Genomic DNA, 26,102 nt, shown 5'->3' on the forward strand with positions numbered 1-26,102 from the left:
AGCCCTCTTCGATATAGTCCTGAAACCGCGCCCGAAGCGCAGATGGCAGTGCTGCTGACATAAAACATCCTCCTAATAAGGAGGAATCACAAATCAATTGCGCTTGGAAGCCCCCGATTCACGTTTCAGGCGCGCCGCTTTAGATCTCAAGTTGCCTCCGGGAAGCTCAGCCCTTGAGCCGGGCCGCCCGTCCGCCGCGCCGTTTGATCAGGCGTGGGGCGCGGTCTGGCAGTTCCTCCATGATGGCGGTGCGCTCGGCAGGGTCCATCTTGGACCAGCGGGTGATCTCGTCGATGGTCCGGTAGCAGCCTGTGCAGATGCGTTCGACCGGATGCACGACGCAGATATCCACGCAGGGGCTGTCGATCTCGTTTCGTTTCCAGACCGGTTTGTCCATCAGGTCAAAGGCTTTCTACAACAGGCGCAATCTGTCCAGCGCTCCTTGCAAGATATAGCTTGCGGCCACGTGATCAATCACCTCGGCGCGACGTTTTCGTGTCGTATCCGCCTCAAGCAGGGCTTTTTCCGCCGCAACGGTGCTGAGCCGTTCATCCCAGAAGCCGATCGGCAGCTCGGTCAGCCGGGTCAGATTGCGCGCAAAAGCCCGCGTCGACTGGCAGCGCGGCCCTTCGCTTCCGTCCATGTTGCGGGGCAGGCCCAGAACGATGCCGCCAATGTCGCGATCCGCGATAATTTCAAGCAGGCGGGCCGCGTCTGTCGTGAATTTCTTGCGTCTGACAGTCTCCAGCGGGGTGGCGACGGTGCCCATCCGATCCGACACTGCGACGCCGATGGTCTTGTCGCCCAGATCCAGTCCGATCAGCGCGGTATAGCCGGGCAGGGCGGCGGCAAACTCTTCGAACGGATCAGCGATCATTGCAGGATTTCCGCCGCTTGGCCGGCCTGTCTGATCAGGGCGAGCGCTGCGTCATCGCCCGCAAAGACCTGTTGGGCCTCGTGGAAGACGCGATTGGCCTGCGCGCGCTCGTCCAGCACGCCCAACGACCGGATCAGCCGCGCCCATTCCTCGGGCGTGCCGCCGTCGGTTGCCAGCCGTTCGGACAATCCGGCGACCATGCCGCGAATGGCGTCAAGCCGCGCCTCGGGCGTCATCTCTTCCATGGCGGCCATGTCCTCGGCGCTGGGGCCGGGTTGGGAGGCGGGCTGTGGCGCATCATATCTGACGCCTGCGCGCGCGGCCACGTCCTCGATCCGCGCCCGGATCGCGTCGACCCAGGGGGCAGGGGCCGGGTTGGCCCGCAGCGCCTCTTGCCAGACGCGGAAGGTCGCATCGGGGCGACCCACCTGCAGCAGCATCACGCCCCAGTAGTATTGCGCCGGGCCGTTGTCGGGATCGATATCCAGCGCCTTTTGCAGCGCCGCCTCGGCTTCGGGCGAGACATAGCCACCCGCCGCCGCGATCATCATCTCCGCCATCTCGGAATAGTCACGTGCCGAGGCGTCGTCGCCCATAAGCCGGATCGCTTGCGCCATCGCCTCGTAAGAGGCTTTGAAATTGCCCAGATTGGCCTCGTTCTGCGCCAGCAGGATGTTGCCGCGCAGATCATCCGGCCGGGCGGTGACCGCAGCGCGCAACTGTTCCATCAGCTCGGCATATTGCTGCTCGATACGGGGCTTGGGCCGCTCTGGCTGTTCCGCCTCGGCGCTGGCCTGATCGGGACGCGTCAGGCGTCTTTCCTCGGCGATCTCCTTGCGCAGGCTCAGCGGCAGGTCGCCATAGCCGGGCGCGCCCAGCGACCGGTAGAGCATCAGGCCGCCCCCCATCAGCGCGGCGACGAGCAGCAGAGCAACCACCCATGTCACGCCACGCGGTTGCGCCACACCCTCGGCCTCTTTGCGGATCATCGCATCGGCGGCCAGAATGCGGCGCGAAATCTCGGTACGGATGCGGTCGGCATCGGCCTCGCCGATCACCCCGCGTGCCAGATCACGATCCACCCCGGTCAGCTGTTCGCGATAGACGCGCAGGTCATAAGCCGCGGTGGGCTCGTCCTTGCTGCGGCCTCGCAATAGCGCCAGCACCAGCAGGGCAGCGACAACCAGCGCGGTCAGCGAAATGAGGATCCAGAACGTCATGTTGTCTTCCTTCGGATTGCCCTCATCTAGCCCCGCAGGCGTACGGGAAAAAGATAAAAAGCATCACACGGGTTACCATGTCGCAATAAGACGATATTGCGACGTAACGCGGCGTTGGTATTCTTGGCCCGCGCGGCATACCTGCCGCAATCCCGCAGACCCGGATGGATTCGCTCATGAAACACTATTCTGCCTTTGCCGTCGCTCGCGAAGCCTTGCGCTCTCATACCGGATGGGATCGCGCCTGGCGGTCGCCTGAACCCAAGAAACGCTATGACGTGATTATCGTGGGCGCGGGCGGGCACGGGTTGGCGACAGCCTATTACCTGGGCAAGAATTACGGCATACAAAATGTCGCGATCATCGAGAAAGGCTGGCTGGGCGGCGGCAATACCGGGCGTAATACGACGATCATCCGCTCGAACTATCTGCAAGACCCGTCAGCGGCGATCTATGAGAAATCCCGCAGCCTCTATGAACATCTCAGCCAGGATCTGAACTACAACCTGATGTTCAGCCCCCGCGGCGTGATCATGCTGGCGCAGACCCATCACGAGGTGCGCGGTTACCAGCGCACGGCCCATGCCAACGCGTTGCAGGGCGTGCCGACCGAATGGATCGGGCCGCAGCGGGTCAAGGAACTGGTGCCGATCATCAATCTTGAGGGGCCACGCTATCCGGTTCTAGGCGGGCTCTGGCAGGAACGCGGCGGCACCGCGCGCCACGATGCGGTGGCTTGGGGCTATGCGCGGGCCTGCTCGGCCATGGGTATGGATATCATCCAGAAATGCGAAGTCACCGGCGTGCGCTCCGATCAGGGCCGTGTTGTTGGCGTCGACACCACCAAAGGCGCGATTGACTGCGAGAAGCTGGGCGTGGTGGTTGCGGGCCATTCCGGGCAGCTGGCCGAGATGGCCGGGTTCCGACTGCCGCTAGAGGCGGTGGCGCTACAGGCGCTGGTCAGCGAACCGATCAAACCCTGCATGGATGTGGTGGTGATGGCCAACACGGTGCATGGCTACATGTCCCAATCCGACAAGGGTGAGATGGTGATCGGCGGCGGTACGGACGGGTTCAACAACTATACCCAGCGCGGCAGCTTCCACCATATCGAGGAAACCGTGCGCGCGCTGGTCGAGACCTTCCCGATGATCTCACGTCTGAAAATGCTGCGCCAATGGGGCGGGATCGTCGACATGACCGGCGACCGCTCGCCCATCCTGTCGAAAACACCGCTGGGCAACTGCTTCATCAATTGCGGCTGGGGCACCGGCGGGTTCAAGGCCATCCCCGGCTCGGGCTGGGGCATGGCGCAGCTTATGGCCACGGGACATTCCCCGCTGACCGAGGCGTTTTCGCTCGACCGCTTCAAAGAAGGCCGCTTCATCGACGAAAGCGTCGCGGCAGGGGTGGCGCATTGATGTCATGTTAAAAGTAATCTGGGCATCCATGCGACAGTTGACGATCGCGATGTGGATTTGGCTTCTGTTGTCTTTTGCCATTCTGATCTGGGGATCTGCCGAGTCATTCCAAAGGCTGGGTTCTCTCGGGGTAGCTACGACCATAATTGGTATTGGTTGGGCGCTAAGGCGGGCAGACGAACTTGAGGGTCGGCTGCAATCGAATTTTCGAGGTCAGACAAGTCGCGGATTGGAAGCGCTAATGAAAGTTTCTTCGACCATAAGTCGGATTCTAAAATCCGACAAAGTCGAGGAGGAAATTAAAGCTGACTTAACCGAACTTTCTTCGCTATTGGCAGAAGTAGCCGAGGACCAAAAGAAGAACTCACAAGTTGATGACGAGACTTCGCGAGACTTAAGTTTTCTCAAAGGACAATTTCTTCGAAATGAAGTCTTGCTGCTTTCCCTAGGGACGCTCCAATGGGGCTACGGTGATCTGTTTCATACTGGAGTAAGAAATGTCTTATTCTGAAACCATGGCCGACCTGATGCGCGCCGATCTGGGTGTCGAACCCGGCCTCTCCGAGAAGAAGATGTTCGGCGGGCTCTGCTTCCTGCTGCATGGCAACATGGTCTGCGGGGTCCACAAGGACGGCGCAATGTATCGCCCCGGCAAACCCCGCGAGGCGGAGGCGCTCGCCGCGGGCGCGCAGCCACTCAGCTTCACCGGCCGTCCGATGGGCGGGATGGTGGAACTGGATGCGGGCGGCTTTGAGGATGCTGATCTGCGTGCCAAACTGACGGAACTTTCGCTGGTCAACGCGGCCAGCCTGCCGCCGAAGGGTGCGCAGTCATGAACGCGTACTCCGTCATGTTCTCACGATGCGCTGGAAATGGCCGGGTCATTGCAGGGATTCCAGCCAGCCCATGCCGATCCGGGCGGGGGATTTCCGCCTATGTTGCCGCCCGGCTGGCTCGCGTCAAACTGGTGCTCCCACCATTGGAGGAGTACCCATGGACGACCTCAAGCAAAGCCAATACTATCCGCCGTCCCGCACCGGTTCCGGTAGCGGCTGGATCATCGGCGCGGTTATCGTGTTCATCCTACTGCTGCTCATCACCCTGCTCAGCCTCAGCGGCACACCGTCCGGTGACGGCGCGCAGGCCCCGGCTGATCCGGCAGCTGCATCCGGCACGGCACCGGCAACCGAGACCGAACCGGCTGCTCCGGCAACAACGGTCGACTAACAGCTTTCGCGACACACGCTTTGGCGGGCACCTGATGGTGCCCGCCCCGATAGCGGCTTTCGGAGCCGCGCTCTCACCAGAAATCCAATCTTACACCGCCCGTACCGCGATCCGGCACGGGTGCATCCGCGTTTGCGCTCCGGTCCCGGCGACCGGGGCCCACCAGGGAGGCTGTTCATGCTGATCCTTCATTGTCCCTATTGCGGCGTCGATGCCGAAGAAACGGAACTGCACGCGGGTGGCGAGGCGCATGTGAAGCGCTTTGGCCCCGGCTCTGACGACGATCAGTTCCACGACTATCTCTTCATGCGCGAGAACCCCAAGGGCGTGCATTTCGAACGCTGGCACCATTCCAACGGCTGCGGCAAGTGGTTCCATGCCGCCCGCTGCACGGCAACGCTGGAGGTGTTCGGCACCTATCCGGCGCAAACCACCGAGCCGCCGCAAGAGGTCCGCGACGCCATCACCGCCAAGCGACCCGGCTGGACCTGGAGGGAATTCTCCTGATGCCCAGCACATTCCACCTTATGACCTCCCTCTGCGAAAGGTCCGCATAAATGAGCATCCGTCTTTCGAAACTCGGCCGTCTGATCGACCGGACCAAACAGGTTACCTTCAGCTTCAATGGCACGACCATGCGGGGCTATGCGGGCGACACGCTGGCCTCGGCGCTGCTGGCCAATGACCAGATGATGATGGGCCGGTCGTTCAAATACCACCGCCCGCGCGGCGTCGTGGCGAGTGGGGCCGAAGAACCCAATGCGCTGGTTGGTCTGGGCGAGGGCAGCACGTTCGAGCCGAACCAGCGCGCCACTACGACCGAGCTGTTTGAGGGGCTGAAGGCGCAGTCGCAGAACCATTGGCCGAACCTCGATTTTGATATCGGTGCGGTGAACTCGCATCTGGCGCGGTTCCTGCCGGCGGGCTTTTACTACAAGATGTTCATCCACCCGCAGCCCTTCTGGAAACATGTCTACGAGCCGTTCATTCGCAAATCCGCAGGTCTGGGCAAAGCACCCGATGCCGAGACGCGCGATGCAGATACCTATGAGCATTTCTATGCCTTTGCCGATGTCGTGATCATCGGCGGCGGCGTGGCGGGTCTGCAGGCGGCCAAGGCAGCCGCGCTGACCGGTGTAAAGGTCCTGCTGGTCGAGCAAACCGCCCATTGGGGTGGGCGTGCGCCGGTCGATGGTGGAGGTATCAATAAAGAACCTGTGGATAAGTTCGTGGAACAAATCGTCTCTGAACTGGAGATGATGGAGAATGTCACCATGCGCCTGCGCTGCATGGGGGCAGGAATCTATGATCATGGCTATGCGCTGGCTTATGAGCGTCTGACGGACCACGCGCCGCAGGTTGCAGGCCCGCGTCACCGGTTGTGGCGCATCCGGGCCAAGCAGATCGTGACCGCCACCGGCGCGATCGAACGGCCTTTGTCTTTTGCTGGCAACGACGTGCCCGGCGTGATGCTGGCTTCGGCTATGCGCGACTATGTGGTGAACTGGGGCGTGACCCCCGGCGAGCAGGTGGTTGTGGCCACCAATAATGACGACGCCTACCGCACCGCGATCACCCTGAAAAACGCCGGCGTCGATGTGCTGCGTATCCTTGATACGCGCGCCTCTGGCGGCGGCGCTTTGGCGGATGAGGCGCGGGCGCTGGGCATCCGGGTCGATCCGGGCAAGGCCATCGCCAAGGTCTCGGGCGGCAAACGTGTTAAGAAAATCTCAATCTGCAACCAGGAGGGGATTGGCGGTGCGCGCGACGAGGTGGACTGCGACGCGGTTGCCATGTCCGGTGGCTGGTCGCCGGTTGTGCATCTGTGGTCTCATTGCGGCGGCAAGCTGATCTGGGATGAGGCGCAGGCCCATTTCCGCCCCGACCCCGACCGCCCGCCGCTGGGGGCGGATGGCGCGGGTTTCGTCAGAGCCGCGGGATCGGCCAATGGCGCGCTGGCGCTGGGCGGCGTGCTGAGCGATGCCAATGCGGCGGGTCTGGCCGCAGCAAGGGCGGCGGGCGGCAAGGCCAAACGGCCCAAGGCTCCGGTTGGCGACAGCACCGCCGAACTGCCGATGGAGCCGGTCTGGATGATGCCTGCAAATGCCGACACGCCGCTGCGGATGAAATCCTGGCTGGATTTCCAGAACGACGTAAAGGTCTCGGACGTGCAACTGGCCGCGCGCGAAGGCTATGAAAGCGTCGAACACACCAAGAGATATACCACGCTGGGTATGGCAACGGATCAGGGTAAATTAAGTAACATCAACGGCTTGGCGATTCTGGCTGACTCCTTGAACGCGGAAATTCCGCAGGTCGGCACCACCACGTTCCGCCCGCCCTATACCCCGATCTCAATGGGGGCCATTGGTGGCGAGGCGCGGGGCGAGGTGTTTCAGCCGATCCGCCGTACTCCGATGCATGACTGGCATGACCGAAACGGCGCCGACTGGGAGCCGGTCGGCCATTGGCGACGCCCGTATGCCTATCAGCACCCCGGCGAAAGCGTTGAGGCGGCAGTGAATCGCGAGGTGAAGAACACCCGCGAAAACCTTGGTTTGCTTGACGCTTCCACGCTGGGCAAGCTGATCGTCAAGGGCCCCGATGCGGGCCGCTTCCTCGATATGATGTACACCAACATGATGTCGACGCTGAAACCCGGTAAATGTCGCTATGGGCTGATGTGTTCCGAAAACGGGTTCCTGATCGATGACGGCGTGGTGGCGCGGATCGACGAGGACACCTGGCTGTGCCATACAACCACAGGAGGCGCCGAGCGCATTCACGGCCACATGGAAGAGTGGTTGCAGACCGAGTGGTGGGACTGGAAAGTCTATGTCGCCAACGTGACCGAGCAATATGCACAGGTGGCGGTTGTTGGCCCCAATGCGCGTAAAGCACTGGAAAAGCTGGGCGGCATGGATGTCAGCAAAGAGGCGCTGCCGTTCATGGAGTGGCGCGACGGTCAGATCGGTGGCTTCGACTGCCGGGCCTACCGCATCTCTTTCTCGGGTGAGTTGAGCTATGAAATCGCGGTGCCCGCCTCACAGGGGCGGGCCTTCTGGGATGCGTTGATGGAGGCCGGGAAAGAGTTCGGGGTGTTTCCTTATGGCACCGAATGCCTGCACATCCTGCGCGCCGAAAAAGGCTTCATCATGATCGGGGACGAGACCGACGGCACCGTGATCCCGCAGGACCTTGGCCTGCACTGGGCGCTGTCGAAAAAGAAAGAGGATTTCCTGGGCAAGCGCGCGCAGCAGCGCAGCCACATGGCCGACCCGGATCGCTGGAAACTGGTCGGTCTTGAGACTGTGGATGGTTCGGTTCTGCCTGACGGAGCCTATGCGGTGGGCGAGGGCACCAACGCCAACGGGCAGCGCAACATGATCGGGCGGGTCACCTCGACCTATTACTCGGCCAATCTGGATCGCGGCATCGCCATGGGCTTGGTAAAGCACGGTCCGGACCGGATGGGTGAGGTGATCGAGATCCCCGGAACCGATGGCAAGAGTTACAAGGCCAAGATCGTTGATCCGGCCTTTTTCGACAAGGACGGGGAGAAGCAGAATGTCTGAACCCATCAGCGCATTAAACGGCGCCCGCACCGAGGGCATCGCCACCATCGAAGAGTTGGGCCTGCAAGGCATGATCACCCTGCGAGGCGATCTGGACAACAAGGGGCTGGCCAAGGCCGCGACCGGGGCGACGAACCAAAAGATGCCCGGCCAGCGACAGGCCAGCGTCTCGGGTGACAGCGGGCTGTGCTGGATGTCGCCCGATGAGCTTCTGGTTCTTGTGCCTTATGCCGAGGTCGAGGCCAAACTCGCCGAGATGGTCAAGACGCTTGGGTCGAGCCACGCGCTGGCGGTCAACGTCTCGGATGCCCGCGCGGTGTTCCGGGTCTCAGGCGATTACGCCCGCGAAGTGCTGGCGAAACTGGCTCCGGTCGATCTGAGCAAAGAGGCGTTCAAACCCGGCGACTTCCGCCGTACCCGCCTGGCACAGGTCGCAGCCGCGTTCTGGATGGAGGAGGATGGCTCTTTCCGGGTTGTCTGCTTTAGGTCCGTAGCAGGTTACGTGTTCAACCTGTTAAAGGTAGCCGCACAGCCGGGTTCAGAAGTTGGTGCTTTCTGAACCCTCATACCGCTACATGACAGCAATCATTGATTTTATGAAATTGGGTTGAATCTCCAATCCATTCCTGTTTTTTGCTGATGCAAACAGGAGTAGATCGAATATGAAGAAACTTTCCTTAGCCGCGATCGGTGTTATAGCAGTTTGCGGTGCGGCAAATGCTGGTGAGAAAATCTACGATTGCGAGCTCAGTAGCAACGAAAAATACGGCTGGATTCCTGATCAAATGATATTTTTGGTCAACGAGGACGACCAGTCGGTTACGGTAGCTGATCCAATCATACACAATACGGTTGGCGGCCCGATTTCCGCTACTGTTCGGTCGGTAAAGGATGGAAAATACAAGCTGAAATGGACGTTGAGAAACCTGAAGGCGCGTAGGGGGTCGCTAACGGGTAACTATCAAGCGACCCTCGATACGACGAAAGGTTATGTCAGGGCGCGCGCGAACCTCTCTGGTCTGGACAACCGACCGAGCGGGCAAGGAGCTTGCAAAATCTCCAACGCGAAATAAGTGCGCTACAAGCCGCCGATGAGTTTCTTTATGGCGGGAGGCTTTGCCCCTTTTGCCCTCTCTCGGCGTCCACTGACAGCCGAAAACCAACGAGGCTAGGGCAGAAATGTGCGACCTTACAAGTACGCTAGAAGAACCGAGTTTGTTTTATCATCCGCTCTTGACCTGCGGGCACCATCGCCGCATGTAACCGGGGGAAACGCAACATTCATTTTCAACAGGGGTCCACGATGGCTTTTGAACTTCCTGATCTTCCTTACGCACATGACGCTCTGGCATCGAAGGGTATGTCAGCGGAAACGCTGGAATATCACCACGACCTGCACCACAAGGCCTATGTCGACAATGGCAACAAGTTGATCGCGGGCACCGAATGGGACGGCAAGTCACTGGAAGAGATCATCACCGGCACCTATGACGCGGGTGCCGTGGCGCAGAATGGTATCTTCAACAACATCAGCCAGCTCTGGAACCACAACCAGTTCTGGGAGATGATGGGGCCGGGCGACAACACGATGCCGGGTGAATTGGAAAAAGCCCTGACCGAAAGCTTCGGCTCGGTTGACGAGTTCAAGTCACAGTTCAGCGCCGCCGGTGCTGGTCAGTTCGGTTCGGGCTGGGCCTGGCTGGTCAAGAATGCCGATGGCTCGCTGGCCGTGACCAAGACCGAGAACGGGGTGAACCCGCTCTGCTTCGGTCAGACCGCGCTGCTGGGCTGCGATGTGTGGGAGCACAGCTATTACATCGACTTCCGCAACAAGCGTCCTGCCTACCTGTCGAACTTCCTCGACAGTCTGGTGAACTGGGAAAACGTCGCCAGCCGGATGTAATCGGTTGAAACGAAGAAAACTACTGAAAGGCCTGCTGGCGCGAAAGCGAGCAGGCCTTTTTCGTGCCGGCTACGAGTTTTTTCTTGAACCATCCTTAAGTTTGCGTGTTCGAAAATGGCACGTCCGGCGGGAGGACTGGCCAGTTCCGCCGCTTCGTATCGCGGTTGTGTCTGATCTGCACGCGGGCGAACCTTTTGTCGGACTGAAGAGGATCGAACGGATCGTACGGCGTACAAATGCGATCGCACCGGACCTAGTACTGCTGTTGGGCGATTTTGCCCGAGGCCACAAGTTTGAGACCCGTGAGGTAAAAATTGACGATATCGCACCCGTATTGGCGCAGCTAGAGGCACCTCAGGGGGTTTATGCGGTTTTGGGTAACCATGATTGGTGGGCAGACCGAGCTGCTCAACGGCGCAAAAGCGGGCCGAACATCTATGGCGAAGCGCTTGAGCGCAACGGGATACCGGTGCTTTCGAACTCTGCCCTAAAGTTGCAAAGTGCCGGTATCTGGCTTGCCGGGCTTGAGGTCCAGCGGGCTATCCTGCGTGGATTGCGAAGGTGTCACGGATTGGATGATCTGCCCGCGACCCTGGCGCAAATCACTGATGATGCACCGGTGGTGATGATGGCACACGAACCGGACGCGTTTCCCGAGATGCCCAAACAGGTTGCACTGACTCTGTCGGGTCATACTCATGGCGGGCAAATAAGGGTCTTCGGGTGGGCCCCTTTCGTTCCTTCGCGTTTTGGGAACCAATATGCATATGGGCATGTGCGCGAGAATGGGCGCGACCTAGTTGTGTCTGGCGGTATCGGTTGCTCGATTCTACCCGTGCGATTGGGAGTGGTACCAGAGATCACCGTGATCGAGCTGTCCGCTTGACCGCAGGCGATGCGCATGACACCGGTGGCGGTGGAGGGGCCGATGACCGAAACTGCCAAAGGCATCGCCGCGATGATTGTGGCCTGCACGATCTGGGGCCTGTCGCCGCTGTTCTACAGGCAGCTCGATATGGTGCCCCCGCTGGAGCTTTTGTCGCATCGGGCTGTCTGGTCAATTGTCTTCTTTGCCGCGGTGCTCGCGCTGCAGGGCAGGCTGCGCGAAATCCCCGACGCCTATAAAGGTCGGCAGGCGGCCAAACTGTTGCTGGCGGGGCTGATGATTTCACTGAATTGGCTGGTCTTCCTTGTCTCGGTCCAGATCGGCAAGGTAACCGAGGCGTCGTTGGGGTATTACATCTTTCCGCTCTGTGCAGTGTTGGCCGGTCGCTTCTGGTTCGGTGAAAGGCTCTCCCGCGCGCAAGGGGTTGCGATCGGCTTTGCCGCGCTGGCGGTTTTGGTGCTGAGTTTCGGGGCGGGCGTGCCTCCCTGGGTCGCTTTGATGATCGGGACGGCCTTTGCGCTTTACGGGGTGATAAAGAAGGGTTTGCGGCTGGGACCGGTCCTGTCGGTGACCTGCGAGATCCTGATCCTGCTGCCGCTGTGGTTGGCGATCCTGGCCTATGCAGGCTGGGCGGGGGATGGCATGTTCGGACGTGATGCGTGGGTCACGGTATTACTGGTCCTGTCCGGGCCGGTGACGGCGGTGCCCTTGATCCTGTTCAGCTATGCCGCGCAACGGACCAAGATGTCGACCATGGGTGTGCTGCAATATATCAACCCATCGATGCAATTCATCTGTGCGGTTGTTGTCTTTGGCGAGCCGTTCACCTTCTGGCATGTGCTTGCCTTTTTGCTGACCTGGCTGGCGGTGCTGGTGTTTTCCGTCAGTTCCCTGTCAGCGGCGAGGCGGCACCGGGCGCAGGGTTGATCCAAAATAACCGCGCCCCCGTCGGAGGAAGGACGGAGGCGCGGCGGTGCCGGGGGAGCGAGAGGAGGGGTTCGATTTACTGTTTCAGAACAGTGACGGATTTGGTCACCGGCTGCTGGGTTGTCTCGGGAAATGTAAGCGGCTTTGCGATCCCATCGACCGAAAATCCAAACGCCATCACGGGTGCTGCGGCGGTTGTCAGGATCAGTGCTGCTGCAATCAAAAGGGGTTTCATCGTCTTCTCCAATCTGAACTGTTCGGTTCATATCACTTGATCTAAACAGGTCAGTTCAGTTTTCAAGAGCCGCTGAACCGAATAGTTCACTTTTTTCAAAAAAGCCGACTCAACCCCCGACTCCCAAGCCGAAGACCGAGGGTAAAACCTGTGGTTGAATTGACGTGAAAGGTGGCGCTGGATCGGCGTCAAAAGGCCCCGCTCAGGCGGGTCCTTCTGAGACGATCACCAGTGGCCGGAATTCCTGATCGTCATCCGGGTGAGGAACATCCTTGCGCAAGCCGGCAAACCCGGCAGCACCGGAGGGGGAGGTAGCGAGGCCCATCGCACCCATGGCGTCCGAGGCTGCGCGGCCTTCCTCCTCGGACAGCGTCTCATAGCGCGCGCCGCAGCGCTCTAGAACGTGCCAGGCGACAATCGAGGGTTCTTTGCAGTCCAGCCGACCCATATTTGATTCCGGCCCATCCGCGCGGGTGGGCTGCCCGGCAAGGTGGCTGGCTTTGAGACAGGGCGCGGCCTCGGGCTCCACGGTGATCAACTCGGGCTGCTCCGCCCAGTTCAGGCGGATCATATGCGCCACCGCGGCAGCGAGTCCGCCAACGCCCGCCTGCAGATACACATGGGTCGGCCAGTTGCCAGAGGTCTCGAACTCCCGGCGCAGTTCCTCGGCAATGACGCAATAGCCTTCCATGACCAGCTTGGGGATTTCGGTGTAGCCTGGCCATGTACCATCGGCCAGAAGGATCGCGCCGCTGGTATTGGCATCAGCGATGGCTGCGGCGACACTCTCGTCATAGACCTCGCCCGAGCGCACGACCTCGGCCCCCAGCGCCCGCAGCCGGTCGGCAAAGCCTTCGGGCACGGTATTGGCAAGATGAACCCGCGCCTTCGCCCCCATGGCCTGCGCGCCCGCCGCAACGCCCATACCATGATTGCCCGCGCTGGCGCAGACAAAGCTGAGGCTGCCGGCAAAGGCGCGGATGTCCGCGGCGCGCATGCGATCTGGCGTCAGGACCTCGCCGGTTCGGGTCAGCCATTCCGCCTCGATGATCCGGGCCACTGCATAAGGTGCGCCAAGCGCCTTGAATGCGCCCAGCCCCATCCGACCGGTTTCGTCCTTGGCCAGAATCTCCTGTCCGTCCGGCCCCTGCAGGCGCAGTAGGGGCGAGGTGGAATAGGCGTCCTGGCTGCTAAAAAAGCGTTGGGCGCGTTCAAAGTCCGGGGCAAAGTGAATGCTGTCGGTGTGTTTCATCCTATTAGGGTTACACCATCGTTGTGATCCGTATTTTCACGATGTAGCATTCACGCAATTACTTTTCTCCTTCGAGGACATACTGGCGAGGCGAAATTGCATGACCACAGAGATCGACGATTCTGATCGGATCATCCTTCAGGCGATTCAGGAAGACCGCCGAATCGGCCTAGATGCGCTGGCTGACAGATGCGGATTATCGGTGCCCTCGGTGCAGCGCCGCCTGAAACGGCTCAAGGACACGGGCGTCATTCAGCGCGAGGTTGCGATCCTCAACCCGTCCAGTTTCGACTACAAGATGACCTTTATTGTCCTGGTCGAGCTTGAGAGGGAGTCGCTCCAACAGCTTGATCTGTTTCGCAAACGGGTCAGGGCAGAGCCGCAGGTTCAGCAATGCTACTACGTAACGGGGGATGCGGATTTCATTCTGGTTTGCACGGCACAGGACATGCAGGATTTCGAGGCGTTGACCCACCGGTTGTTCTTTGAAAATTCCAACGTTCGCCGGTTCAGAACATCCGTCGCGATGGAGAGGACCAAAGTAGGCTTGTCTATTCCGGTCTGAATGATGCCGCGCTGGCCTGCGGTCCTGAATCAGTCAACATACATGCGGGTTTTTGAGTGGCATGTGAAAATTAAAATCGCAAATTCGGCCATTCGCGAAAAATTTCATCGCCGTCTTCCGCCATTAGTATGCCACAAGGCGATCCGTTCATCGTAGCATACAGCACCTTCATCCATGCCGTGACGCCATGACCGATTTTCACACTCGCCTGATCCAACAGCGCCGCGACTTACACCGCAACCCCGAACTCGGATTTCAGGAGGCGCGAACAAAATCCATTGTCGCGCAATCCCTGCGCAACCTCGGGATCGGTACGCATGAAGGCAGAGGTGTTGTCGGGGTATTGCGGATGGGCCAGGGCAATCGCGCCATCGGGCTGCGTGCGGATATGGATGCGCTGCCAATCACCGAAACCTCCGCCCATGGCTATCCTTCGCAGACCCCCGGTGTCATGCACGCCTGTGGCCATGACGGTCATATGACGATGCTGCTGGGCGCCGCCGAACGGCTGGCGGTTGAAGGCGGGTTCGATGGCACCGTGGTTTTTCTGTTCCAGCCCAACGAAGAGCATGGGTTGGGCGCGCAGGCCATGATCGACGAAGGCGTGCTGGAGAGATTTCCGATTGACGAGGTCTATGCCATCCACAATCTGCCCGGCGCGCCGGTGGGACAGGTCTCGACCCGCTCTGGCATCATCTGCAACAGCGAGACATTGTTCGAGATCACCCTTCACGGGCAGGGCGGGCACGCCTCGATGCCGCAGGCCGGGGTGGATGCGATCACCGTTGGCGCGGAACTGGTGCTGGCGTTGCAGACCATCGTGGCCCGCAAGCTGGCACCGGGGGCGGGCGCGGTTGTCTCAGTCACCGAGTTTCTGAGCGACGGGCAGCGCAACGTTCTGCCCGGCAAGGCCGTGCTCAAAGGCGATTTCCGGGCGCGGTCTCCGCAGGATCGGGCCGCCATCGAAACGCATATGCGCCGGATCGCCGAGGGCATCGCTGCGGCGCACGGCATTCAGGCGAGGGTGACCTTCAACACCGAGTTCATCGAAACCATCAATGCCGACGGGCCGACCCAAGCGGTCTATCGCGCCGCTGACGCTGCGGGGTGCGATCTGATCCGCAACCGCGCACCGATGAGCTTTTCCGAGGATTTCGCCCATCTCTGCGCCGCCGTTCCCGGCTGCTTCCTGCTGCTGGGCAATGGTGAGGAGGGGGCAAATGGCCAGCCGCTGCACGCCTCGGACTATGATTTCAACGACGATCTGCTGCCCATCGGGGCAGAGTTCTGGGTGCAACTGGTGCGAGACCGGTTGCCGCAGCACAAGGAACAAGCCTGATGGCAGCCCCGGATCGTGGCTTTCCCGAGGTCGAGTTCGCGGCGCGGACCAAGCGCGCGCAGGCTCTTATGGCGAGGACCGGCATGGCCGGTCTGCTGCTGATGACAGAGGCCGAGCTGCGCTATTTCAGCGGCTTTCACACGCTGTTCTGGCAAAGCCCGACCCGGCCCTGGTTCCTGTTCGTGCCAGCAAGCGGAAAGCCGATTGCGATCATCCCCGAAATCGGGGCGGAACTGATGCGCGGCACATGGATCGGCGATATCCGCACCTGGAGCGCCCCCGCGCCGGATGATGACGGTATCAGCCTGCTCACCGACCTGCTGACCCCGCTCGCACAAAATGGCGAGGCGATCGGCATCCTGAAAGGGCACGAGACCGCGCTGCGCATGCCGCTGGGTGATTATGAACGTTTGATGCGGGGGCTGACCGGGTTGCGCGTGACCGACTGCACCGGGTTGATCCGCGCCTTGCGCATGGTGAAATCCGAGGCCGAGATCGAAAAACTGGCCCATATCTGTGCCATCGGCTCGCGCACGTTTTCCCGCGTCCCCGAGCTTGCCCGCCAAGGCCTGCCGTTGGAGGATTTGTTCCGGGCCTTCCGGCGCGAGGCGCTGGCGCAGGGGGCAGATGACGTGCCCTATCTGGTCGGCGGTGCAGATACCGGTGGCTATCGCGATGTCATCTCACCCCCCTCGCGCCGTCCCTTGGCGCCGGGCGATATCCTGATGCTGGATACCGGGGCCAATTGGGACGGGTATTTCTGCGATTTTGACCGCAACTTTGCCATTGGCGTGGCCGACAGCGCCTCGCAGCGCGCCTATGAGGTGCTCTGGCGCGCGACCGAGGCCGGTATTACCGCCGCGCGCCCCGGCACCACCTGTCGAGCGTTGTTTCAGGTGATGCAGAATGTGATCGCGGAACTGGACGATCAGGGCGGCGATGTCGGGCGATTGGGGCATGGGTTGGGGATGCAACTGACCGAATGGCCCTCCCACGCCGCGTTTGACGACACCGAGATTACCGAGAATATGGTGCTGACGCTGGAACCCTCGCTCAGCTACGGCGATGGCCGGATCATGGTGCATGAAGAGAATATCGTGATACGTGCGGATGGCGCGCAGCTTTTGTCCGAGCGCGCCGCGCCAGACCTTCCGATCATATGAGGTAGGGCATGAAACTGGATTACGACACGGACCAAGGCATCGGAACACGCGCCACGCTGGGTGTGATCGTGCTGGAAACCGACGAGACGATCGAGGCCGAGTTTGCGCGGATCATGGCTTTGCGGGGGATTGCGCTCTATCATAGCCGCATTCCTATGGTCCCTGAAATCCGGCCCGATACGCTGGCCCGGATGGAAGATGATCTGCCCGCCTCGGCGCGGCTCTTTCCGCAGTCGCTGGATTTCGATGTCATCGGATATGGCTGCACCTCTGCCTCGACCGTGATCGGATCGGACAATGTGGCCCGCGCAATCCAATCGGTATTTCCCGATGCCAAGGTGAGCGACCCGCTCGCCGCCGTTATCGCCGCCGCGCAGGCGCTTCAGGTGAAACGGTTGGGCTTCATTACGCCTTACGTGCCCGAAGTCTCTGGCCGGATGCGGCAGAAACTGGAAGAGGCCGGGTTCGAGATCGCCGGGTTTGGCTCATTCGAGGAAGGCGATGATCGGGTTGTCGCCCGCATCACCGAGGCTTCGATTACAGCGGCGGCGATGCAGGTCGCCGCCACAGCCCTTTGCGATGCCATCGTGATTTCCTGCACCAACCTGCGCTGCCTGAGGGTCATTGACGAGATCGAGGCCACGACCGGCTTGCCCGTGATCACCAGCAATCAGGCGCTTGCCTGGCACATGCTGCGGCTTGCGAATGTCGGGGATGCTCTGCCGATCCTGGGCCAGCTTGGTCACCAGTAGAGCGGGCGCGTTCACTTGATGTTGTCGTAGGAACGGGCGCACATGCGGGCGACCCTCAAGTCAGGGCCGCCCGCTGTAGTGTCTTACTCTGCGGCGACGGTGTGCTTCTCACGCAACCCGTCACGATAGAGCGCTTTGGCAAGGGCAATGCACATCAGACCCATCACCATGGTAAAGGGCAGCGCGCCGATGATCATCGCGTTGCGCAAGGCATCCATCGGGTTGTTTTCGCCCGCTGCCAGGATCAGCGCTCCGATCACGGCGGTCAGGATGCAACCCCAGATGATCTTGTGCTTGTTGCCGACCTTCTGATCGCCACCCGACATGATCGTATTCATCACCAGAATGCCGGAATCCGCCGAGGTGACCAGGAAGGTCATGATCAGCACGACGCACATCACGGTGATGCCCGAAAGCAGACCGCCCGTGATCATCTCTTGCAGGGTCACGAACAGCTTGGCCGTGTTCGAGGCGCCGATGATGGCGCCCTCGGCGGTGCCGTTCAGCTCAAGATCGATCGCGGTGCCGCCCAGGATGGTCATCCAGGCAAAGCAGACCAACGCCGGAGCAAAAACGCATCCGATGATGAATTCGCGCACCGAACGCCCCTTGGAGATACGCGCCAGGAACAGACCGACAAAGGGCGAGAATGCGATCCACCAGGCCCAGTAGAAGGTGGTCCAACCGGCCTGCCAGCCAAACTGACGTCCTTGCTCGCCGGCCGCATAGGTGGCGGTCAGAACATCGTCGGGCAGCGCGGCGGCGTCGCCTTCGAGGCCCGATTTGAACGCATCGAACGACCCCCACGCATTGGTTGCACCACTGTAAAGCGCGTCAGCCATCGGGGCGGCCTCGGCTGGCAAAGCCGATGCAAAGGCGGCCTCTGACTGCGGGCTATAGGCGCTGAAGCTGAGCGAGACGAAATGCAGGATATAGTCCACAAATGCGGTTGCGTAGCTGGTCATCGCAAACAGGAACGACCCGAAGACGACGAAGACCAAGAGCAGGATCAGTGACAGCACAAGGTTGAGGTTCGACAGGTATTTCACACCCCGACCGACGCCAGACACCGCCGAAATGATCGACAGCCCCATAATGACAACCAGCCCCGAAATCAGGCCAACCGTGCTGGGTTCGGGCGTTTCACCCGTCAGGTCCATCATCCACTCCATACCTGAGATGGCATAGAGGCCGTCAATGAATTGCGAGACGCCATAGCCGATGGTCACCGACACGCCCAGAATGGTCGCAACCACCCCGAGAACGTCGACCACATGCCCCAGGAACCCGTTCATCAACCGGCCAAAGAGTGGTGTCAGCGCCGTCCGGATGGTCAGCGGCATGTTGCGCGTATAGGCGTAGTAAGCCAGCGACAGCCCCGTGACCACGTAGATCGCCCAGGCGTGAAAGCCGTAATGCAGGAAGGTATAGCGATATCCCGATTGCAGGGCGGCCTCGGTATTGGCCTCCACTGCACCGGACAGAACCACCGGGTTCGATCCCCAAAGGCCGAGAGGCTCGGCGGTGGCAAACACCATCAAGCCGACACCCAGGCCCGCGCCGAACATCATGGAGAACCAGGAGAAATCCGAGAATTCAGGCTTTTCGCCCTCCGGGCCCATGACCCGCCTGCCGGTACTTGGAATGATGGCCACCACGACCAGAAAGAAGATGAAGAAGCCAACAATAACGATATAAAACGCGTTGAAGTCTTCCAGCAGTCTCCAGTTAAGGCTGCCCAGAACGCCATTTGCATTGGCGGGCCAGACCAGAGCCCAGATCACCAAGCCGACCATGATCGCCTTGCTGAGTAAGGCGATCTCCAGACTGTGCCCCTCATAGAATCCGCTTGCAGATCTCTTGATCTGCAAGTCGGTAAACGGTTGTTTCACTGACATGTGTTTCCTCCCTGTTCGCACGTGTCCTGATTTGCCGGGAATGTTTGTTGCCGCGCGGGGTCTCCCGGTTATCCGTCGCGCTGTTGTTCTTGCAGTAAGGCGTCTATCCTGTTCAGCGTGGCCAAATTCACGGCAACCCCATCTTTTTGGGCCGCCAGCCGTTTGGCGCGGCGACCGTCACCCGGCAAATGTGCCCCGTCCTGAAAGCGGATCGCTTCGACAAGATCGGCAATACCGGTCGCAAAAACGTCACCGGCGGTCGCAGACGGGTCAATTGCGATGAAACACTGCCCGGTTCTGGGCGGGCCGCCCGCAGTTCCCGAGAAGGGCGAGGCGTGAATGCCCAGCGTTGCGCCGGTCAGCGCGGCGGCCATGACCTCGGTCAGCAGGGCGATGCCCACGCCTTTGTAGCCGCCCGATGGGGCCATCGACCCTTTCAGGCCCACATTGGGGTCAGTCGTCGGGTTGCCATCGCTATCCAGCGCCCATCCCACCGGGATCGGCTTGCCTTCGCGCGCGTGTTTCATCACCTCGCTTTTTGCAATGGTGCTGGCGCTCTGGTCGATCAGCAGGTCGGGCTGACCATCGCTGCCGGGCACTGCAAGTGAGAAAGGATTGGTGCCGACCACCGGTTTGGAGCCGCCCGAGGGCGCGATAGAGGCAGGCGCGTTGGTAAAGCCGATCCCCACCAGCCCGGCTTGTGCCAGACGGTAGGTGTGATAGCCTAGGACCCCGCAATTATAGCTGTTCTTGATCGACAGAACCGCCACGCCCTGCGCGCGCGCCGCAGTGATCAGCGGCTCGAACCCCAGATCGATCGCGGAATGAGCAAAACCGGTGGCGGCATCGACGGCCACCACGCCGGGGCGGGGCGTTGACAGGGTGGGGATCGCCTGCCCATCAACCTTGCCGCATTGCACATGCTCGCAATAGATCGGGATATAGGCCAGCCCGTGGCTGGCCACCCCGTCGGCCTCGGTGGCGGCGGTGGCCACGGCCAGTGGTCGTGCGTTGGCCTCCGAGGTTCCAGCAGCGACCAAAGCGTCAAAAGACAGCGCCTCGATCTCGGACAGCGAGAGTGTCTTGGTTTGCGTCACGTGGGTGTCTCCTCAATCATTGTCGGACAGACCGGCGCCAGCGCCCAGCAGCCGCGATTCCTCGGTGGCCGGGGCGTAGGTGAGGTGCGCGAAGCGGCTCAGCAGCGCGTGGGTCTCGGGGGCAGGGGTGGCGCGAGTGTGGTGCGGACGAAGCTGCAACAGCGCGCCACCAAGCTCTATGCGCAGATGCTCTGCGTGATCCGGGGCCTCCTGCGGCATGCTTAGCGCGGTGCCGTCGGTCACCGCTGCCCAACTCCCGCTGGTGACTGTCACAGGGCGTTCGAGCCTGCGCGCGACTTGCGCGGCGAAGGGCAGGATCAGCAAAGGCTGCGCAAGCTGCCGCATCTCGATGGGACCTTGCACCAAACGCCCGGCGCAGTCCGACAGGGTCACCCCGGCGATCAGCGGGCAGAGCGTGGTTTCGCATCGCCAGGGTCCGTCCAGGCTCTGGGGCGTATGGTCGTGCAAAGACGCGGCAAACTCCTGTTGCAGCAAAGCGGCAAGAACGGCCCCGCCATCCAACCCCCGCGCGCAAAGCCAGCGGGTCGCCTTGGCGGCATCTTCGGCCAGTCCCCAGCTATAGAGGCCGCCGCGCGTTGCACGCTTGGCGGTAGCCTCCATCTCGTTCAGCGACAGGTTCATCCCGTACCCTCTGGATAGACCCACAGATCGGCGTTCTCTGTCGTCAGGTCCTCGGGATAGGGCGCGCCCGCATACATGCAGATCCGCACCCATCGGTCTGAGCGGGGATCGAAATGGGTCGCGCCAAAGAAGGACAGTTTGGCGCGCAGCATGTCGATGGGCAGCACCGTCGCGCTGATCGTGTTGTCCTGCACCTCGCTATAAGGTGCGATCCGGCTCATTTGCAGGCGCCGGATCGTGTGGCGATGCTCGGGGTGGCGCAGCAGGAATTCCGCGATGGGTCGATCGTCACCCTGATCTGCAAGCGCACGGTGCGCCGCCGCTGCATCCCGCGCCGGGGCGAGGGGTTGTTCATATTCGGCGATGGGCTCCTCGAACCGCTCACCCATGCGCGGTTCAAGCTTTTCTTCCGAGACATACCAGGCCCGCGCGCAATGCTCCGGCGCCTCCCAGTCGAGCGACAGCGCCCAACCGAAGCGGTCTTCGATCAGCGCGCGCACCTCTTTGATCTGCATCGCGCCATCAATCACGAAGGCATCCGAGTTACTGTCAGCCATGCAACTGGCCAGACCATCCACCTCATCCGCGTAAGGCTCAAGGATCAGCGAGGCGACCAGTTCCTGGCCTTCCTCGCTCAGCGCGGTTTCCGACCAGCGCACCAGCCGGTCCCAGGGGTAATCCAGCAACAGGGCCTCTTGCTGAACATGCGCTTCAAGCGCGCGCATGTCCGAGGTCAGGTGCGCCAGCTTTTCGATCTGGATCGGGTGCTGGGATTGCCATCGCGCGATGGACACTGCGCTGCGTTTCAGGATCGCGCGGAAAATATCGACCTCGGCCTGCGTGGCGGTTTGGTGGCTGCGGACCCGTGCAATCGCCTCTTCGCGAGCCATGATCCAGTTGTTGAACAGGATCGGGTGGTTGATGATGAAAGGCGCCATGCCCAGCCCGGTGGAATTGCCGATCCCCAATTGCCGGGCAATTGCCGGATCAAGCCGCACGGCCTGATCACCGCCTTTGACCCGCGCCATATGTTCGACAAGGTCGCGCACAAAGGTGCGCGTCAGATAGACCGACAGCATCTCGGCCTGAAACGGCACCTGCAATTCTTCGCGATCCGCGATCACTTCGCGATCCGCCGCGCCCAATTTGCCCGAGCCATAGACCGCCGTGGTGCGCATCAGGTAACCCACGGCATCGATCCGGTCCTGATCGGGTTGCCGACCCGATGCCAGCGTATCTACAAAATGCGCCCAGAGTCGCACCGAACGGTTGGCGCGCGAGACCGAGATTTCCCTTTCGCTGACCCGACCCGCCTCTTGCAGGGGAACGTTCCGGGACAGCCGTTCAATGTCCTGTTCCGTAGGCACCCCGTCAAACAGCGTAAATGTGGTATCCCACGCCGTTGCGATTACCCGGTCCGAGCGCATCTCGGGCGGCAGGTCATGGGCAAAGGCCACCAGAGAATAGGCACGTTCCGGCCCCTGCGCCGTATAAACAGCGTGGCCTACTCCCTTGTCATCAATCGCAAAAACCGGACGCGTGAACGTCCAGCCATCCCGAGCCATGCGCCGCGTCAGCACCCGCATGAAGCTCAGCCGGCATTGATGCAGCGAACCAAGACGGGACAGGCGCATCACCTGTTCCGGGGCCCTGCGTGGGATGTAGGTCGGCGCGACTGAGCCCATCAAACGCATCTCTTTGGCGTGAAATTTTCCGAGAAGAACCTGTACCAGTTCCCCCCCATGATCCCTGCGACCTCATCCTCGCTCAGACCGGTTGCGCGCAGGCCAGCCTCGATATTGCCGAAGTCCCGGTTGTCAGTGAACCAGCCGGGCATCGGCGGAAAACCGGGGGCGGAGGCCGAGCCTTCGCCATAGTCGATCTCCTTGGTCCAGCGCCCGACTCGCATCCATTCGACCACGCTGTCGGGCTGGTCCTGGCACAGGTCGGTGCCGATCCCCAGATGCTCGGTGCCATAGGTTTCAGCCGTGCGCGCGATCATCTCGCAGAAACTGCCCAGCGTGCAGGCGGATTTGTCCTTCAGATGATGGGGATAGACCGAAAACCCCATCATGCCGCCATTTTCCGTCACCGCCCGGATCACCGCGTCGCGCTTGTTGCGCAGGGCGGGCGACCAGTCATGCGGGTTGGCATGGGTGATGGCGATGGGACGTTCCGAGATCTCTGCCGCCTCGATGGTGGAACGGTCGGCGGAATGGCTCATATCCACCACCAGACCGACACGGTTCATCTCTTTGATGACCTGTTTGCCCATGCGGGTGATGCCGGTATCCTCGGCCTCGTAGCAGCCTGTGGCCAGCAGGGACTGGTTATTATAGGTCAGCTGCATGAAGCGCGCACCGAGGTCGTGCAGGATTTCGACCAGCCCGATATCATCTTCGATGGGCGACGGGTTCTGGAAGCCGAAGAACACCGCCGTTCGGCCCGTTTTGCGCGCCCTGTCTATATCGCTGGCCCAACGGCCTTTCATGATCAGGTCGGGATATTGCTCGAACCAGCGGTTCCACTTTTCAAAATTCAGAACCGTTTCGCGGAAATTCTCGTGGTAGGAGATGGTGACATGGATCGCGTCCACATCCCCTTCGCGCAATTGCCGGAAAATCTTTTCCGACCAGTTGGCATATTGCAGGCCGTCGATACGCATCAGACCGGCGTTCCGGCGCTGATATAGGCGGTCTTGACGGTGGTGTAGAACTCTGCCGCCGCCTTACCCTGTTCGCGCGGACCGTAAGAGCTGTCGCCGCGCCCGCCGAATGGCACGTGATAGTCGGTGCCTGCGGTCGGCAGGTTCACGGTGACCACGCCGGTGCGCGCATTGCGGCGGAAATGGGTGGCGCGGGCGAGGCTTTGGGTGACGATGCCCGAGGTCAGGCCAAAGTTGGTATCGTTGACGACGCTCAAGGCCTCGTCATAGCTGGCAACCTTGATGACGCTGGTCAGCGGCGCAAACATTTCTTCGCGGTTGATGCGCATGTCGTTGGTGGTGTTCAGGAACACGCCGGGCGACATGTAGAATCCCTCATGCGGCATCTCCAAGCGCTGACCACCGCAGGCCAGTTCGGCGCCCTCCGACTTGCCCAGATCGACATAGTCGAGGTTTTCCTGCAACTGCTGCTCGCTAACAATGGGCCCCATCTGCACGCCGTCTTCCAGCGCGTGGCCCACTTTCATCGCCTGCGCCCCCGCGACGAGTTTTTCGACAAAGGTATCATGCACGGCAGCATGGACCACGAGGCGCGAGGAGGCGGTGCATTTCTGACCCGAGCCGCCAAACGCGCCGCCAAGCGCCAGCGTCACCGCCAGATCGAGATCGGCATCGTCCATCACGGCCAGCGCGTTTTTCGACCCCATCTCCATCTGCACCTTGGTCAGGTTCTGGATCGCGGCTGCGGCAATGCCCTTGCCCACCGGCACCGACCCGGTAAAGGAAATCGCGTTGACCTTGGGGCTTTCCACCAGACGCTGACCGACCGAGCGGCCCGAGCCCATCACGAGGCTGAACAGGCCTTTGGGGATGTCCTGACGGTCGATGATCTCGGCCAGAGCCACGGCAGAGGCCGGGGTGACATTGGCGGGTTTCCAGACCACCGCGTTGCCATAACAGAGCGCCGGCGCGATTTTCCACGAGGCGGTTGCGGTGGGAAAGTTCCAGGGGCTGATGATGGCCACAACGCCGACCGGCTCGCGGCGCACATCGATCTCGACTCCATCCCGCACACTGTCGGCGTTTTCGCCCAACTGGCGCAGACATTCGGCGGCGTAATAGGTAAAGAACTGCCCGGCGCGATAAACCTCGCCCTTGCCCTCAGCCAGCGGCTTGCCTTCTTCGCGGCTGAGCAGGGTGCCAAGCTCTTCGGCCCGCGTCATCAGTTCAGTGCCGATCGCCATCAGCACGGCCTGCTTGCGTTCCATCCCGTAGGCGGCCCATTCGGCCTGTGCCACATGCGCCTGATCCAGCGTCGCGCCAAGCTGATCCGCACTGGCCTGCGTGAACATCCCGACCAGATCGCTCAGATCCGAAGGGTTGCGGTTTTCGATCTCGCTCTCGCCAGCCAGCCATTCGCCAGCAATCAGGTTCAGTTTGGTCAAGGTGGGCCCCAAAATTCCAGTGTTCAGATTATGGGCCAGCATGGACTTCGATAGGGACATCAGTCAAACTCAATTAACTGAACCAAATTTCAGATATTTTGAAACATGGCCATCAAGATCGAAATGCTGCGCTGCTTTTGCATTGTCGCCCAGACCGGCACTCTTGCCGAGGCCGCCGACCGGTTGGGGCGCACCCAATCTGCGGTGTCGATGACGCTGAAGCAACTGGAAGATCACCTGGGAAAGAAGCTGTTCGAAGGCGAACGGAAAAGCACCTTGTCGCCGCTGGGAGAGCAGGTGTTTGATCTGGCCTCCAGGCAGGTTCGCCAGTTCGATGAAACGGTGCAGGGGATCGAGGCCGCCGCCGATGCCAGCCATGGCCTGATCCGCATCGTCTCGGTTCCCTCTGTTGCGGCGCTGCTCTTCCCGCAGGTGCTTGAACACATGACCGGGCGCTTTCCCGGCCTGAAGGTGGAATTGCGCGATACGGACAGTCAGCAGGTGCTGGACGCGCTGACCGAGGGTAAGGCCGAGATCGGGATCGCCTCGGGGTTTCACCCTCTGAACGGGATCAGGGCGGTGCCACTGCTTGAAGATCGGTTCGGGCTGGTTTGCGCCGCGGATCATCCCCTGAATACGCAGACACAACCGCCGGAAATCGCGGATGTGGTGACAAGAGCGTTTGTGCGCAACGCCTTGTGCGACTTGATCCAGACACCGCGTTTTCTGGACGCGATTGAGGCGGCGGATGTCACCATCCAGAACACCCATTCGCTGATCACCATGATCCGGACCGGCAAGTGGGTTACGGTGCTGCCGCAGACGGTTGCGCGGTTCATCCCCGAAACCACCGCCTTCCGCCCCATCGCGGATTTGCCGGACAAACGGCAGGTCTACCTCTACATCCGGGAAAAGTCGCGATTCAACGACCTGACCGAAGAATGCAGCGCTTTCATTCTGTCGTGTAAATTGGACGAGGCTAAGCAGGGTTGACTGCTCGTCTTGAGGTGTTC

The 26,102-nt window shown here is 61.1% G+C and carries 27 protein-coding genes; 16 read left to right on the top strand and 11 right to left on the bottom strand.

What is annotated here, in order from left to right:
- Positions 1 to 166: 166 nt before the first annotated feature.
- From AB1E34_RS10965 to ccmI, 3 genes are read right to left on the bottom strand one after another with little or no spacing between them, the layout of a single operon-like run.
- The gene (locus tag AB1E34_RS10965) at positions 167 to 397 is read right to left on the bottom strand and encodes a DUF1289 domain-containing protein (RefSeq protein WP_372572386.1); all 231 of its coding nucleotides are present in this window, start codon (positions 395 to 397) and stop codon (positions 167 to 169) included.
- Between the two features lie 15 nt (positions 398 to 412).
- Positions 413 to 877, bottom strand: coding sequence for a Holliday junction resolvase RuvX (gene ruvX, locus AB1E34_RS10970; protein ID WP_372572387.1), 465 nt, complete (start codon positions 875 to 877; stop codon positions 413 to 415).
- Positions 874 to 2,097: a c-type cytochrome biogenesis protein CcmI gene (gene ccmI / locus AB1E34_RS10975; protein WP_372572388.1), complete on the bottom strand. Its 1,224-nt coding sequence runs from the start codon at positions 2,095 to 2,097 to the stop codon at positions 874 to 876. The genes ruvX and ccmI overlap by 4 nt, the downstream gene beginning before the upstream one ends.
- A 176-nt stretch (positions 2,098 to 2,273) precedes the next feature.
- On the opposite strand from ccmI, the gene AB1E34_RS10980 reads away from it, so the two are divergent.
- The 11 genes from AB1E34_RS10980 (at position 2,274) to rarD (ending at position 12,036) form a co-directional block, all read left to right on the top strand.
- The gene (locus tag AB1E34_RS10980) at positions 2,274 to 3,518 is read left to right on the top strand and encodes a sarcosine oxidase subunit beta family protein (protein WP_372572389.1); all 1,245 of its coding nucleotides are present in this window, start codon (positions 2,274 to 2,276) and stop codon (positions 3,516 to 3,518) included.
- A 4-nt stretch (positions 3,519 to 3,522) separates the two neighbouring features.
- A complete protein-coding gene (locus tag AB1E34_RS10985) occupies positions 3,523 to 4,029 on the top strand; it encodes a hypothetical protein (protein WP_372572390.1) in 507 nt (168 codons plus the stop codon).
- Complete coding sequence (locus AB1E34_RS10990) at positions 4,016 to 4,354, top strand: TfoX/Sxy family protein (protein ID WP_372572391.1); 339 nt, start codon at positions 4,016 to 4,018, stop codon at positions 4,352 to 4,354. The genes AB1E34_RS10985 and AB1E34_RS10990 overlap by 14 nt, the downstream gene beginning before the upstream one ends.
- A gap of 157 nt (positions 4,355 to 4,511) precedes the next feature.
- Positions 4,512 to 4,745 carry a hypothetical protein gene (locus tag AB1E34_RS10995; RefSeq protein WP_372572392.1) on the top strand — a complete coding sequence of 78 codons (234 nt, stop codon included), beginning with the start codon at positions 4,512 to 4,514 and terminating at the stop codon, positions 4,743 to 4,745.
- 177 nt (positions 4,746 to 4,922) lie between these two features.
- Positions 4,923 to 5,252, top strand: a complete 330-nt coding sequence (locus tag AB1E34_RS11000) for a sarcosine oxidase subunit delta (RefSeq protein ID WP_372572393.1) — start codon at positions 4,923 to 4,925, stop codon at positions 5,250 to 5,252.
- A 50-nt stretch (positions 5,253 to 5,302) separates the two neighbouring features.
- A complete protein-coding gene (locus tag AB1E34_RS11005) occupies positions 5,303 to 8,320 on the top strand; it encodes a sarcosine oxidase subunit alpha family protein (RefSeq protein WP_372572394.1) in 3,018 nt (1,005 codons plus the stop codon).
- A complete protein-coding gene (locus tag AB1E34_RS11010; protein WP_372572395.1) occupies positions 8,313 to 8,879 on the top strand; it encodes a sarcosine oxidase subunit gamma in 567 nt (188 codons plus the stop codon). The genes AB1E34_RS11005 and AB1E34_RS11010 overlap by 8 nt, the downstream gene beginning before the upstream one ends.
- A 103-nt stretch (positions 8,880 to 8,982) precedes the next feature.
- Positions 8,983 to 9,393 carry a hypothetical protein gene (locus AB1E34_RS11015; protein ID WP_372572396.1) on the top strand — a complete coding sequence of 137 codons (411 nt, stop codon included), beginning with the start codon at positions 8,983 to 8,985 and terminating at the stop codon, positions 9,391 to 9,393.
- A gap of 230 nt (positions 9,394 to 9,623) precedes the next feature.
- Entirely contained in the window at positions 9,624 to 10,223 is a 600-nt protein-coding gene (locus tag AB1E34_RS11020) for a superoxide dismutase (RefSeq protein ID WP_372572397.1), read from the top strand.
- Positions 10,224 to 10,227: 4 nt separating this feature from the next.
- Positions 10,228 to 11,109 carry a metallophosphoesterase gene (locus AB1E34_RS11025; protein ID WP_372572398.1) on the top strand — a complete coding sequence of 294 codons (882 nt, stop codon included), beginning with the start codon at positions 10,228 to 10,230 and terminating at the stop codon, positions 11,107 to 11,109.
- Positions 11,110 to 11,124: 15 nt separating this feature from the next.
- Positions 11,125 to 12,036, top strand: a complete 912-nt coding sequence (gene rarD, locus AB1E34_RS11030; protein WP_372572399.1) for an EamA family transporter RarD — start codon at positions 11,125 to 11,127, stop codon at positions 12,034 to 12,036.
- A gap of 76 nt (positions 12,037 to 12,112) precedes the next feature.
- Here the strand turns inward: rarD and AB1E34_RS11035 are convergent, their stop codons facing one another.
- The gene (locus tag AB1E34_RS11035) at positions 12,113 to 12,271 is read right to left on the bottom strand and encodes a hypothetical protein (RefSeq protein ID WP_372572400.1); all 159 of its coding nucleotides are present in this window, start codon (positions 12,269 to 12,271) and stop codon (positions 12,113 to 12,115) included.
- 202 nt (positions 12,272 to 12,473) lie between these two features.
- Positions 12,474 to 13,523, bottom strand: a complete 1,050-nt coding sequence (locus AB1E34_RS11040; protein WP_372572401.1) for a pyridoxal-phosphate dependent enzyme — start codon at positions 13,521 to 13,523, stop codon at positions 12,474 to 12,476.
- A gap of 100 nt (positions 13,524 to 13,623) precedes the next feature.
- Between AB1E34_RS11040 and AB1E34_RS11045 the strand changes: the two genes are divergently transcribed.
- The 4 genes from AB1E34_RS11045 (at position 13,624) to AB1E34_RS11060 (ending at position 17,342) form a co-directional block, all read left to right on the top strand.
- Positions 13,624 to 14,088, top strand: a complete 465-nt coding sequence (locus AB1E34_RS11045) for an Lrp/AsnC family transcriptional regulator (protein WP_372572402.1) — start codon at positions 13,624 to 13,626, stop codon at positions 14,086 to 14,088.
- 187 nt (positions 14,089 to 14,275) lie between these two features.
- The gene (locus AB1E34_RS11050) at positions 14,276 to 15,427 is read left to right on the top strand and encodes an amidohydrolase (protein WP_372572403.1); all 1,152 of its coding nucleotides are present in this window, start codon (positions 14,276 to 14,278) and stop codon (positions 15,425 to 15,427) included.
- The gene (locus AB1E34_RS11055) at positions 15,427 to 16,590 is read left to right on the top strand and encodes a M24 family metallopeptidase (protein ID WP_372572404.1); all 1,164 of its coding nucleotides are present in this window, start codon (positions 15,427 to 15,429) and stop codon (positions 16,588 to 16,590) included. The genes AB1E34_RS11050 and AB1E34_RS11055 overlap by 1 nt, the downstream gene beginning before the upstream one ends.
- An 8-nt stretch (positions 16,591 to 16,598) precedes the next feature.
- On the top strand, positions 16,599 to 17,342 hold the full coding sequence (locus tag AB1E34_RS11060) for a maleate cis-trans isomerase family protein (RefSeq protein ID WP_372572405.1): 744 nt from the start codon (positions 16,599 to 16,601) through the stop codon (positions 17,340 to 17,342).
- A gap of 83 nt (positions 17,343 to 17,425) precedes the next feature.
- Here AB1E34_RS11060 and AB1E34_RS11065 read toward each other — a convergent pair whose 3' ends face one another.
- The 6 genes from AB1E34_RS11065 to AB1E34_RS11090 all read right to left on the bottom strand — a co-directional run bounded on the left by AB1E34_RS11065 (position 17,426) and on the right by AB1E34_RS11090 (position 25,131).
- Complete coding sequence (locus tag AB1E34_RS11065) at positions 17,426 to 19,240, bottom strand: BCCT family transporter (protein WP_372572406.1); 1,815 nt, start codon at positions 19,238 to 19,240, stop codon at positions 17,426 to 17,428.
- 68 nt (positions 19,241 to 19,308) lie between these two features.
- The gene (locus AB1E34_RS11070) at positions 19,309 to 20,337 is read right to left on the bottom strand and encodes an Ldh family oxidoreductase (RefSeq protein ID WP_372572407.1); all 1,029 of its coding nucleotides are present in this window, start codon (positions 20,335 to 20,337) and stop codon (positions 19,309 to 19,311) included.
- Between the two features lie 12 nt (positions 20,338 to 20,349).
- Positions 20,350 to 20,979 carry a DUF3726 domain-containing protein gene (locus tag AB1E34_RS11075; RefSeq protein ID WP_372572408.1) on the bottom strand — a complete coding sequence of 210 codons (630 nt, stop codon included), beginning with the start codon at positions 20,977 to 20,979 and terminating at the stop codon, positions 20,350 to 20,352.
- Positions 20,976 to 22,664 (bottom strand): hypothetical protein, encoded by a 1,689-nt coding sequence (locus AB1E34_RS11080; protein ID WP_372572409.1) that lies wholly within the window; start codon positions 22,662 to 22,664, stop codon positions 20,976 to 20,978. The genes AB1E34_RS11075 and AB1E34_RS11080 overlap by 4 nt, the downstream gene beginning before the upstream one ends.
- Positions 22,664 to 23,644, bottom strand: coding sequence for a membrane dipeptidase (locus AB1E34_RS11085; protein ID WP_372572410.1), 981 nt, complete (start codon positions 23,642 to 23,644; stop codon positions 22,664 to 22,666). The genes AB1E34_RS11080 and AB1E34_RS11085 overlap by 1 nt, the downstream gene beginning before the upstream one ends.
- A complete protein-coding gene (locus tag AB1E34_RS11090; protein WP_372572567.1) occupies positions 23,644 to 25,131 on the bottom strand; it encodes an aldehyde dehydrogenase family protein in 1,488 nt (495 codons plus the stop codon). Before AB1E34_RS11090 ends, AB1E34_RS11085 begins: the two co-directional genes overlap by 1 nt.
- 63 nt (positions 25,132 to 25,194) lie before the next feature.
- Between AB1E34_RS11090 and AB1E34_RS11095 the strand changes: the two genes are divergently transcribed.
- Positions 25,195 to 26,082: a LysR family transcriptional regulator gene (locus AB1E34_RS11095; protein WP_372572411.1), complete on the top strand. Its 888-nt coding sequence runs from the start codon at positions 25,195 to 25,197 to the stop codon at positions 26,080 to 26,082.
- Positions 26,083 to 26,102 lie beyond the last annotated feature (20 nt).

The organism is Ruegeria jejuensis (assembly GCF_041537905.1).
In the GTDB taxonomy this organism is placed as follows: domain Bacteria; phylum Pseudomonadota; class Alphaproteobacteria; order Rhodobacterales; family Rhodobacteraceae; genus Ruegeria_C.

Excerpts from the sequence above, each read along its gene's own strand:
- AB1E34_RS10965 (WP_372572386.1), bottom strand. The coding sequence starts at position 397 with ATGGACAAACCGGTCTGGAAACGAAACGAGATCGACAGCCCCTGCGTG.
- ruvX (WP_372572387.1), bottom strand. The coding sequence starts at position 877 with ATGATCGCTGATCCGTTCGAAGAGTTTGCCGCCGCCCTGCCCGGCTAT.
- ccmI (WP_372572388.1), bottom strand. The coding sequence starts at position 2,097 with ATGACGTTCTGGATCCTCATTTCGCTGACCGCGCTGGTTGTCGCTGCC.
- AB1E34_RS10980 (WP_372572389.1), top strand. The coding sequence starts at position 2,274 with ATGAAACACTATTCTGCCTTTGCCGTCGCTCGCGAAGCCTTGCGCTCT.
- AB1E34_RS10985 (WP_372572390.1), top strand. The coding sequence starts at position 3,523 with ATGTTAAAAGTAATCTGGGCATCCATGCGACAGTTGACGATCGCGATG.
- AB1E34_RS10990 (WP_372572391.1), top strand. The coding sequence starts at position 4,016 with ATGTCTTATTCTGAAACCATGGCCGACCTGATGCGCGCCGATCTGGGT.
- AB1E34_RS10995 (WP_372572392.1), top strand. The coding sequence starts at position 4,512 with ATGGACGACCTCAAGCAAAGCCAATACTATCCGCCGTCCCGCACCGGT.
- AB1E34_RS11000 (WP_372572393.1), top strand. The coding sequence starts at position 4,923 with ATGCTGATCCTTCATTGTCCCTATTGCGGCGTCGATGCCGAAGAAACG.
- AB1E34_RS11005 (WP_372572394.1), top strand. The coding sequence starts at position 5,303 with ATGAGCATCCGTCTTTCGAAACTCGGCCGTCTGATCGACCGGACCAAA.
- AB1E34_RS11010 (WP_372572395.1), top strand. The coding sequence starts at position 8,313 with ATGTCTGAACCCATCAGCGCATTAAACGGCGCCCGCACCGAGGGCATC.
- AB1E34_RS11015 (WP_372572396.1), top strand. The coding sequence starts at position 8,983 with ATGAAGAAACTTTCCTTAGCCGCGATCGGTGTTATAGCAGTTTGCGGT.
- AB1E34_RS11020 (WP_372572397.1), top strand. The coding sequence starts at position 9,624 with ATGGCTTTTGAACTTCCTGATCTTCCTTACGCACATGACGCTCTGGCA.
- rarD (WP_372572399.1), top strand. The coding sequence starts at position 11,125 with ATGACACCGGTGGCGGTGGAGGGGCCGATGACCGAAACTGCCAAAGGC.
- AB1E34_RS11035 (WP_372572400.1), bottom strand. The coding sequence starts at position 12,271 with ATGAAACCCCTTTTGATTGCAGCAGCACTGATCCTGACAACCGCCGCA.
- AB1E34_RS11040 (WP_372572401.1), bottom strand. The coding sequence starts at position 13,523 with ATGAAACACACCGACAGCATTCACTTTGCCCCGGACTTTGAACGCGCC.
- AB1E34_RS11045 (WP_372572402.1), top strand. The coding sequence starts at position 13,624 with ATGACCACAGAGATCGACGATTCTGATCGGATCATCCTTCAGGCGATT.
- AB1E34_RS11050 (WP_372572403.1), top strand. The coding sequence starts at position 14,276 with ATGACCGATTTTCACACTCGCCTGATCCAACAGCGCCGCGACTTACAC.
- AB1E34_RS11055 (WP_372572404.1), top strand. The coding sequence starts at position 15,427 with ATGGCAGCCCCGGATCGTGGCTTTCCCGAGGTCGAGTTCGCGGCGCGG.
- AB1E34_RS11060 (WP_372572405.1), top strand. The coding sequence starts at position 16,599 with ATGAAACTGGATTACGACACGGACCAAGGCATCGGAACACGCGCCACG.
- AB1E34_RS11065 (WP_372572406.1), bottom strand. The coding sequence starts at position 19,240 with ATGTCAGTGAAACAACCGTTTACCGACTTGCAGATCAAGAGATCTGCA.
- AB1E34_RS11075 (WP_372572408.1), bottom strand. The coding sequence starts at position 20,979 with ATGAACCTGTCGCTGAACGAGATGGAGGCTACCGCCAAGCGTGCAACG.
- AB1E34_RS11080 (WP_372572409.1), bottom strand. The coding sequence starts at position 22,664 with ATGGGCTCAGTCGCGCCGACCTACATCCCACGCAGGGCCCCGGAACAG.
- AB1E34_RS11085 (WP_372572410.1), bottom strand. The coding sequence starts at position 23,644 with ATGCGTATCGACGGCCTGCAATATGCCAACTGGTCGGAAAAGATTTTC.
- AB1E34_RS11090 (WP_372572567.1), bottom strand. The coding sequence starts at position 25,131 with ATGCTGGCCCATAATCTGAACACTGGAATTTTGGGGCCCACCTTGACC.
- AB1E34_RS11095 (WP_372572411.1), top strand. The coding sequence starts at position 25,195 with ATGGCCATCAAGATCGAAATGCTGCGCTGCTTTTGCATTGTCGCCCAG.